We start from the raw sequence: 2,090 nt of genomic DNA, 5'->3' as shown, positions 1-2,090 counted from the left end.
CCTCATCCATATGCCACTTATCGTTCGGCTTGGGCCGGTCTCTGCGAATGCAGTCGGCAAAATGTCGGCCAAAGCGGTTGATCCAGAGACGAACCGTTTCCCTGCTCACGATAACACCGCGTTCAGCAAGAAGGTCTTCCACATCGGCCGTGCTCAGAGCAAACCGATGATAGGCCCACACTGCGTAGGCGACAACTCCACGCGGAAAACGAAACCCCTTCAGACGGGGGAAAGTGCTCGGCAATCTCATGTCGTCTCGATAACCGAAACGCCGGGGTCAAACAACTTGGCAATACCCCAATGACAAACAACTTGGCAATACCCTCCAGACATGACAACACCCGAAGTGTGCGTAATGCTGATTTCGTGCACCAACGCTCGTCCCAACGGATAAGCGTTTTCTCTACTGATCCCGCAACAAACTAATGGCGGTGGCCAGTGGCATCGCACGCAAGCCCTCGCCGAATGGAACATCCCGTTCGCCAGCATATACCAGTATTTTCCGATCAGCCTTAATGTCTTCGACCGCCAAGTGGAATCCACGCGAGACCTTTGGAGCCGTGGTACGCTTTATCTCGATCGCCCAAATTTTGCCCCCCGGAAGCCGCAGAACGAGGTCAAGTTCAGCTCCCGCTGCGGTCCGGTAAAAATAGGGTTCTGTTCCAGTTGGTGCTACGGCGATAAGAGTCTCGAGACAAAACCCTTCCCAACTCCCGCCAATCACCGGATGCCCTAGAAGGCCCTCCATCGAATCAAGTCCGAGCAGGGCATGTACGAGACCACTGTCTCTTACGAAGACCTTTGGGGACTTAACAAGGCGTTTGCCAACATTCTCGTGCCAGGGCTGCAGACGCCGCACCAGCATCAGATCAACGAGCAGGTCGAGGTAGCGTCCAATCGTCTGGCCGGATACGCCAAGCCCTTCCGCAAGGGCCGCGGCGTTTAGCAAGCCACCCTGCGCATGTGCCAACATCGTCCAGAAGCGGCGCAATGTGGTCGCCGGGATGCGTGGTCCAAGAGCAGGGATGTCGCGCTCAAGATAGCTGCGCAAAAAGTCCTCTCTCCACTCCATGCTGGCCTTGTCGCTGTCCGCCTGGAAACTGTCGGGGAAACCGCCACGCAGCCACAGGTCGCTCAACCGGTTTTTTCCCACTTCATCAATTAGGAGAGGGGGCATTTCAATGTAGCGTACACGACCCGCAAGGGACTCTGCCGATTGATGAAGCAGTACATTCGATGCAGAACCGAGCAATAGGAACTGTCCCGTACGAAATCCCTTGCGCCGCCGCATGTCGATCTGACCGCGAAGATTTTTGAACAGGCCAGGCATCTGCTGAACTTCATCGAGGATCACGAGTGTGCCCGCTTGTTCATCCAGATAAAGATCAGGCTCAGTAAGGATTTGCCGATCTGCGTCGCGCTCCAGGTCGAGGTATATGGATGGATGTTGCTCCGCAATTTCCAACGCAAGCGTGGTCTTGCCCACCTGCCGGGGCCCCAGAAGGACAACGGCTGCCTGGCTCTCCAAAGCAGCGATCACATTTCGATTGGTTTGGCGCTGGTACATACCTTGCAATTACTCCATCTCATGGAAGATATGCAAGGTTATTTTTCACTCGCACTACCCAAATCACTCCTACGGCATCCCCACACAAGGCCAATCCCCATTTCAGCAATTCGCAGCTCTCGCTGCATAACTGTGTCCGGCGATAGCCACATCCGCGACATCTTCAGAAATTTGCGACGGAACCATCAGGCTTACTTCAACGCGCTGGCGCCGATGATGGTGGCGGGTATTGCCAAGTTGTTTGACCCCGGCGTTTCGGTTATCGAGACGACATGAGATTGCCGAGCACTTTCCCCCGTCTGAAGGGGTTTCGTTTTCCGCGTGGAGTTGTCGCCTACGCAGTGTGGGCCTATCATCGGTTTGCTCTGAGCACGGCCGATGTGGAAGACCTTCTTGCTGAACGCGGTGTTATCGTGAGCAGGGAAACGGTTCGTCTCTGGATCAACCGCTTTGGCCGACATTTTGCCGACTGCATTCGCAGAGACCGGCCCAAGCCGAACGATAAGTGGCATATGGATGAGGC

The 2,090-nt window shown here is 55.3% G+C and carries 1 protein-coding gene and 2 pseudogenes; 1 reads left to right on the top strand and 2 read right to left on the bottom strand.

Features of this window, described 5'->3' with window-relative positions:
• Together OA90_RS28405 and OA90_RS27735 are read right to left on the bottom strand one after the other, a co-directional pair.
• A pseudogene (locus OA90_RS28405) lies at positions 1 to 250 on the bottom strand (IS6 family transposase); the annotation flags it as partial.
• Positions 251 to 403: 153 nt separating this feature from the next.
• The gene (locus OA90_RS27735) at positions 404 to 1,567 is read right to left on the bottom strand and encodes an ATP-binding protein (protein WP_068420258.1); all 1,164 of its coding nucleotides are present in this window, start codon (positions 1,565 to 1,567) and stop codon (positions 404 to 406) included.
• 272 nt (positions 1,568 to 1,839) lie between these two features.
• Between OA90_RS27735 and OA90_RS28400 the strand changes: the two are divergent.
• Positions 1,840 to 2,090, top strand: a pseudogene (locus tag OA90_RS28400) (IS6 family transposase); the annotation flags it as partial.

The organism is Labrenzia sp. OB1, from assembly GCF_001624695.1.
In the GTDB taxonomy this organism is placed as follows: domain Bacteria; phylum Pseudomonadota; class Alphaproteobacteria; order Rhizobiales; family Stappiaceae; genus Roseibium.
Note: the sequence above shows the minus strand (reverse complement) of the source record. Positions and strands in the feature narration are given on the sequence as shown.

Coding starts and splice junctions, on each gene's coding strand:
- OA90_RS27735 (WP_068420258.1), bottom strand. CDS start 1,567: ATGTACCAGCGCCAAACCAATCGAAATGTGATCGCTGCTTTGGAGAGC.